The organism is Paraburkholderia tropica (genome assembly GCF_900109265.1).
GTDB classification, from domain to species: domain Bacteria; phylum Pseudomonadota; class Gammaproteobacteria; order Burkholderiales; family Burkholderiaceae; genus Paraburkholderia; species Paraburkholderia tropica.
In genome coordinates, this window is record NZ_FNZM01000008.1 from 372,968 (window position 1) to 380,412 (window position 7,445).

The 7,445-nt window shown below is 69.6% G+C and carries 4 protein-coding genes and 1 pseudogene; all 5 read left to right on the forward strand.

From position 1 onward, the window contains the following. Nucleotides 1–233 precede the first annotated feature (233 nt). Nucleotides 234–1,967 carry an ABC transporter substrate-binding protein gene (locus tag BMY06_RS15840; protein WP_074984031.1) on the forward strand — a complete coding sequence of 578 codons (1,734 nt, stop codon included), beginning with the start codon at nt 234–236 and terminating at the stop codon, nt 1,965–1,967. Nucleotides 1,968–2,048: 81 nt separating this feature from the next. Further along, the gene (locus tag BMY06_RS15845) at nt 2,049–3,086 is read left to right on the forward strand and encodes an ABC transporter permease (RefSeq protein WP_080180363.1); all 1,038 of its coding nucleotides are present in this window, start codon (nt 2,049–2,051) and stop codon (nt 3,084–3,086) included. Further along, nucleotides 3,083–3,973, forward strand: a complete 891-nt coding sequence (locus tag BMY06_RS15850; RefSeq protein WP_065065208.1) for an ABC transporter permease — start codon at nt 3,083–3,085, stop codon at nt 3,971–3,973. The genes BMY06_RS15845 and BMY06_RS15850 overlap by 4 nt, the downstream gene beginning before the upstream one ends. Next, nucleotides 3,970–6,285, forward strand: coding sequence for a dipeptide ABC transporter ATP-binding protein (locus BMY06_RS15855; protein ID WP_074984033.1), 2,316 nt, complete (start codon nt 3,970–3,972; stop codon nt 6,283–6,285). The genes BMY06_RS15850 and BMY06_RS15855 overlap by 4 nt, the downstream gene beginning before the upstream one ends. Nucleotides 6,286–6,899: 614 nt before the next feature. Next, nucleotides 6,900–7,445, forward strand: a pseudogene (locus BMY06_RS15860) (hypothetical protein); the annotation flags it as partial.

A 7,445-nucleotide genomic window follows, 5' to 3' on the forward strand; every position in this document is an offset into this window, starting at 1 on the left:
GGCGAACGCTGCAATCGCTTCGATATCCCCCCAACGCGCGCCAACGCCCTGCACGACGCCGCGATCTCGCGCAACCCCGCTGAACCCTGGCATCGTCCGCATCGCCATCAACGGCCCGAAAACGCGTAAACTGGACCGAATCTGCTTCGTCGTCTGCCGTACCGCATGCCGCCGTCGCGTTGGCCGCTTCCGCTAACGCGCCCATTCACGGAATCGCACGGAAATCCGCACCGATGAAACGTCGTCCGCCGTCCCGCCTGTTCGCTTCATCAGATTTATCCGCTTCGTCCCTCGCGTCCGCCTTCGACTCGCTGCGCCCTCACGCCGACGCGCCCGGCAATCACGCCCTCGACGAGTTTCAGGCCGGCCGCCTCACGCGCCGCGAATTGCTGCGCCATCTGAGCCTGCTCGGTCTCTCGGGGCTCGCCGTCACGGCGGGCGGTCTGCTCGCGCCGCGCGACGCCCATGCACAAAGCGCACAAGGTGCACAAGCCGCGAAGCCCGCCACGCCCGGCAACCAGACCATCCGCGTCGCGCATCTGATGCCCGCGGGCGCCGTCGATCCGCTCACCGTGACCGATGCGGGCGCGCTGTGCCTGCTGAACCAGACCGGCGAATTCCTCGCCAACGACGACGCTGAAGGCCGCCTGCAACCCGCCCTCGCGCTCTCGTGGCAAGCGAACGAGAAAGCCGACGTCTGGACCTTCAAGCTGCGCCCGAACGTGAAATTCCACGACGGCCAGCCATTCGGCGCGAAGGACGTGGTGGCCACCTTCGACCGGCTCGCCGATCCCGCAAGCGGCTCGGCGGCGCTGTCGGTGCTCAAGGGCGTACTCTCGAAGGGCGGCACGAAGCTCGTCGACGAGCACACCGTCGCGTTCCACCTCGACGCGCCGAACGGCAATTTCCCGTACTACGTCTCATCGGATAACTACAACGCCGTGCTGCTGCCCGCGAATTACGCGGGCAATTACGAAAAGAGCTTTATCGGCACCGGGCCGTTCAAGCTCGAAAAATACGAAACGCGACGCGGCGCGAGCTTCGTGCGCAACCCCGACTACTGGGGCGACAAGGCGCTGCCCGCGCGTGTGGCCTTCGCCTTCTACGCCGACGAACAGGCGCAGATCCTCGCGCTGCAAGGCCGTCAGGCCGACGTGATGGGCACCTTCACCGTGCAGGGCGGCATCGGCATCCTGAACAACCCCGACTTCAAGGTGATCGGCGTGCGTTCGAGCGCGCATCGCCAGATCCACATGCGCAACGACTTGCCCGCGTTCAGGGACAAACGCGTGCGCCAGGCGCTCGCCCTCTCGCTCGATCGCGACGTGATGGTGCGCGGGCTCTTCAAGGGCCGCGCCGTGGTGGGCAACGACAGCCCGTTCGCGCCGGTCTTCCCGTCGACGGGCACGAGCGTGCCGCAGCGCAAGCCCGATCTCGCGAAGGCACGCCAGTTGCTCGCGCAGGCGGGCGTGGGCAACGGGTTCGACATCACGCTCACGACCGAGAAGTACATGGAGATTCCCGACCTCGCCGTGGTCGTGCAGAACGCGGCGAAGGCGATCGGCGTGCGCATCGCGCTCAAGGTGGAAAGCCAGTCGCAGTATTACGGCGCGGGCACCTACGGCAAATCGGACTGGCTCGACGCGCCGATGGGCATCACCGACTACGGCCATCGCGGCGTGCCGAACGTGTTCCTCAACGCGCCGCTGACGAGCGGCGGCACGTGGAATGCGGCGCACTTCCGCAACGCGCAGTACGACAAGCTGGTCGCGCAGTTCGCCGCCACGCTCGACGTGGCCGCGCAAAAGCAGGTCGCCGCGCAGATCCAGACGCTCCTGCTCGACGAAACGCCGGTGATCATTCCGTACTTCTACGATCAGCTGATCGCGCAGCGCACCGCGCTGTCGGGCGTCCACTTCACGGCGCTCGCGCAGCTCTACTTCGACCGCGCGGTGCTGGCGGGCTGAAGCCGCTCGCGTTGCTTCGAGTCGCTTCGTGTTGTTCTTCGTGTCGCTTCAAGTCGCGCCAGCTTCAAGATCAGGAGTCCGATGGCCACACCGCTGACGAGACCGCCCCGCATCGATCGGGACGCCGCGAACACCGCGCTTGCGCACGCGGCGCGCTCGACGAACGCGCTGCGCTTTCTCGCGACGCGCGCGGCATGGGCGCTGTTCACGCTCTGGCTGCTGTCCGTGCTGGTGTTCGCGGGCGGCCAGTTGCTGCCCGGCGACATCGGCCGCGCCGTGCTCGGCCCGCTCGCCGACGCGCGCGCCGTCGCCGCGCTCAATCACGAACTCGGCGCCGACCGCCCGCTGCTCCAGCAATACGGCGCATGGATCGGCCATGCGCTGCGCGGCGACTTCGGCACCTCGTGGACCTACAGGCAAGCGGTCGCGCCCTTCGTCGGCGACGCGCTGCTGCAATCGGCGAAACTCGGCCTGCTCGCGTTCTTCGTGGTGGTGCCGCTCGGCATCGGCGGCGGCGTGTGGGCCGCGCTCAACGGCGGACGCTGGCTCGACCGCCTGATCAGCACGCTCGGGCTGTGCGCGAGCGCGGTGCCCGAATTCGTGTCGTCGATCGTGCTGATCCTGATCTTCGGCGTGTGGCTGCGCTGGCTGCCGATCGAAGCCGTCGCGCCGCCCGACTCGGGGGTGCTGCAGACGCTGCGCCATCTCGTGCTGCCGGTGCTGCCGCTCGTGCTCGTGTTCTTCGGCTACCTCGCGCGGATCGCGCGCGCGGGCATGCTCGACGCGCTCGACGCCGACTACACCCGCACCGCGATCCTCAAGGGCTTGCCGCGTCACACCGTGATCGTGCGCCACGTGCTGCGCAACGCGCTGCTGCCGAGCGTGACGGTGGCGGCCACGCAGCTCGGCTATCTGATCGGCGGACTCGTGGTGGTGGAGTCGCTGTTCCGCTATCCGGGCATCGGCTCGCTGATCTACAACGCCGCGAAAGCGAAGGACTTTCCGCTGCTCGAAGCGGGCGTCCTCGCGGTCGGCCTCGTCTATACGCTCGCGAATCTGCTCGCCGACGGTTTGCACGTGCTGCTCGATCCGCGTCTGCGCGCGAAGGGAGGCGCATGAATCGCCCGGCCTCCGACACCCTCGACGCGAACGCGCGCGAGCAAACACCGCCGGCGTCTTCGCGCGCCGCCGCCGTCGTACGTCTGCTGCTGCGCTCGCCCGCGTTCGTGATCGGCGCGCTGATCCTGCTTGCGTGGATCGTCTGCGCGCTCGCGGGCCAGTGGTTCGCGCCCTACGACGCCTACGCGTCCGACCCGCTCAGCTCGCTGATGCCGCCCGATCACGCGCACTGGTGCGGCACCGATCAACTGGGCCGCGATATCTGCTCGCGCGTGATCGTGGGCGCGCGCGACATCCTCACCATCGCGCCGCTCGCCACGCTCACCGGCACGCTCGCGGGCGCGGCGCTCGGGCTCGTCACCGGCTACTTCGAAGGCTGGATCGGCACGCTGGTCTCGCGCGCGCTCGACGCCGTGCTCGCGCTGCCGCTCGTCATCGTCGCGCTGCTCGTGCTCGCGGCCGTGGGTGCGTCCAATCTCGCGGTCGTGCTGGTGATCGGCGTGACCTTCGCGCCGCTGATCGCGCGCACCGTGCGCGCCGCCGTGCTCGCCGAGCGCCATCTCGACTACGTGGCGGCCGCCCGTTTGCGCGGCGACCGCGCGCCCTTCGTGATGTTCGCGGAGATCCTGCCGAACGTCTGGCCGCCGATCGTCGTGGAAGCGACCGTGCGGCTCGGCTATGCGATCTTCGCGGTGGCGACGCTGTCGTTTCTCGGCTTCGGCATCCAGCCGCCGTCGGCCGACTGGGGGCTCGCGCTCGCCGAATCCTACGCGCTGCTCGCAGGCGGCGCGTGGTGGACCGTGGCGTTCGACGCCGCCGCGATCGGCTCGCTGGTGGTCGCCGTGAACCTGATCGCGGACAGCCTGCGCGAGGTGCTCGAATCGTGAACCGGCCGGTTTATCCTCCCAATGCGCCGCTACATACGCCGCTAAATGCGCAGTCAAATGCGCCACCCGCACCCGCTCCCGCGCGCGCAACCGGCGCCGCACGCGGCCCCGCACTCGCCACGTTCACCGCGCCGCGCGCGGACGACGCGCTCGCGCTCGTCGGTCTCACCGTCGCGTACCGCGTGCGCGGCAAGGACCGCGACGTGCTCACCGACGTCTCGCTGCGCATCAAGCGCGGCGAAGCCTATGGCCTCGTCGGCGAATCGGGCTGCGGCAAGTCGACGGTCGCGCTCGCGGCACTGCGCTATCTCGCGCACAACGGCCGCGTGAAGGCAGGACGCATCGCTATCGCCGGCGAGGACGTGCTCACGCTCGACCGCGAAGGTCTGCGCGCGTTGCGCGCGCACAAGGTGTCGATGGTCTATCAGGATCCGGCGAGCGCGCTCAATCCGTCGCTGACCATCGCGCGCCAGTTGAGCGAAGCCTTCGAGGCCGCCGACGATGACATCGACCGCGCTGAGGCGCTCGCGCGCTCGCGCGCCATGCTCGAACGCGTGCGCATCGCCGACCCGGCGCGCGTGATGGCGAGCTGGCCGCATCAGCTCTCGGGCGGCATGCAGCAGCGCGTGGTGATCGCGATGGCGCTCGCCTCGAATCCGTCGCTGCTGATTCTCGACGAACCCACCACGGGCCTCGACGCCACCGTCGAAGCCGAGGTGCTCGCGCTGGTCGCGCAACTGCGCGCGGAACTCGGCATGGCCGTGCTGCTGATCAGCCACGATCTGGGCGTGATCGGGCGCATGTGCGAGCGCGTGGGCGTGCTTTACGCCGGGCGTCTCGTCGAAGAAGGCGCGACGCGCGACGTGTTCGAGCACGCGCGCCATCCGTACACGGTCGGGCTGCTACGCTGCCTGCCCGCGCCGGGGCGCACCAAGCGGCACGGCGCGCTCGACACGATCGCGGGCGAGCTGCCCGCGCCGGGCACGGTCGCGCGCGGCTGCGTGTACGCGCCGCGCTGCCGCCTCGCCGATGCGCGCTGCCACGATCAGGCGCCGCCGCCGCATCGCGTGCAGGCCGCGCACGGCGAGCAGATGTCGCGCTGCCACTATCACGAGCGCGCGAACGAACTGCCCGAAGGCGACCCGGCGAATGCGGCAAGTGCGGAGGAAGCGGCGATCGTTGAAGAAGCCTCCGCAACGATGCCGGCGCAACCGCCTGAGATCGCGCCGATCATTGCTCAGACAAACGATCCATCGGAAGAAAGCCCTGAAAAACCGGCGCGCGAGGCCGAAGTCGTGCTGCGCGCAAGCGGCGTCTCGCGCACGTTCGGCCGTGGCGCAGGCGCGCTGCGCGTGCTTCACGACGTCTCGCTCGAACTGCGCGCAGGCGAAACGCTCGGGCTCGTCGGCGAGTCGGGCAGCGGCAAGTCCACGCTCGCGAAGCTGCTGCTCGGACTGCACGCGCCCGATCCCGGCGGCAAGATCGAACTCGACGGCGCGCCGCTCGCGTACGACGTCGCGCGACGCGATGCAAGTCAGCGGCGCGCGCTGCGCGTCGTGTTCCAGCATCCCGACGCCTCGCTGAACCGCGCGCTGCCGGTGCGCACGCTGGTCGGCCGGGCGCTCGCGCGCGCCGGGTCGCATGAGTCGCATGCGACCACGCAGGACGCCGCCGACGCGCGTATCGACACGCTGCTCGAAGCCGTGCGCGTGCCGCTGCGCTATCTCGCCGCCCGCGCGCGCCAGCTGTCGGGCGGCCTCAAACAACGCGTGGCGATCGCGCAGGCCTTCGCGGGCGAGCCGCGCGTGGTGATCTGCGACGAACCCACCTCCGCGCTCGACGTCTCCGTGCAGGCCGCGATCCTCAACCTGCTCGCACGGCTGCAACGCGAACGCGGCGTGAGCTATCTGTTCATCTCGCACGATCTCGGCGTGGTGCGCTATCTCGCCGACCGCGTGATGGTGCTCTACGCGGGACGCGTGCTCGAAAGCGGCCCGGCCTCGGCCGTGTTCGACGGCCCGCGCCATCCGTACACGGAAACGCTGCTCGACGCGGCCGGCGGCACGCAGGGCGCCCGCCACGTAGACGAGGACAACGCCGATAAGGTTGCGCGCGAATCGACCGTCACGCAGAGCGGTGGCCACGGCTGCCTGTTCAGCGCGCGTTGCCCGCGCAAGATCGGCGCGATCTGCGACGAGGCGGCCCCGCCCTTCGACGATATCGGCGAAGGCCATCGCATCCGCTGCCACATTCCCGCCGATCAGCTTCGCGATCTGCAACGCGTCGGCGCGCCGGAGCCAGGCCAGGCCTGATCGCCGCAGCCCGCCCGCCGCACGAGATCGTTGCGCCGCCCACGGTCCGATCCATGACGCGGACTGCCGCTTCCCTGCCCTTTCGCGTTTGATACGCAAACCGCGCGAACCGCGCCGCCGCGTTTCATCGCCGAAACGTTTTCAGCGATTTCGTCCCCGTATGCGCCACAGGGAAAACGTCAGGCCCAGACGGCGCGGCCTTCTGCGGACGATGGCACAGAACTCGCTATATCGAGACCAGGCATCCGGTCGCTTCTGCTCTTGCGACACGCCGCAGATCGCGGCGCGCCGTATCGGGCGAGCGAATGGGCAAACGAATCGCCGCACGCATGACACGCCTGTTATCCGCCGTCCCGCTCGCGGGCTCCGACAATCGGCAAGCAGTCCTGTGTAAATCGACGATTCATGCGCCCCGGACGTCGCGTGTACCGCACGCACCGGCGACACTGCATCGGCCACGAGCGCGATGCACGCCGCCGGCGCGAGGCGGCGTGGGAATGGCGGGGGTCGGCGCGCGCAGCGGTCGTCGAGACAGCATGCACAGCGGCGCGGCGTCAGACACAAAGGCACGAGGAGCGAAGCGCGAACGCGCTATCGCTTCCCGGGAGGAAATCATGAAAAACAGATTTTTTCATCAGTACTGCTATGGGTTCGGCCGCGGCCTCGCGGTGCTCGCCATCGGCGTAGTGGGCGTGAGCGCGCTTCTGCCGGCAGTCGGCGCACACGCGCAGGATAACAACGTGACCGCGCCGACGTGGGTCCTCGTCGCCGATGCGGCGCTGCCGGCAAGCGGCGGCGCGGTGACCGACTCGGGCATGCCCGCCGACGGCATGGCGCCCTTCGGCAACGGCGCGGCCGTCACGAGCGGCGGCAGCGCAGGCACCGGTAGCGCAGATACCAGCAGCAGCGCGGGCAACGCCGGCAGCGCCGCGCCCTCGCCGGGCGTGAGCCAGAGCGCCGATGCGATCGCCGCCGCCGACGCCGCAACGGTTTTCACGCCGAAGAACTGCTACGGCACCAACAGCATGAACGGCAACTGCGGCCAGGGCGGACGCGGCGGCGGCAACAGTTCGTCGGCATCCGCGAGTGCGGGTGGGGCGGGCGGGACGAGTTCGGGCAGCGCGGGCACCGGACGCGGCGGCAGCTCGGGCGTCGGCGGC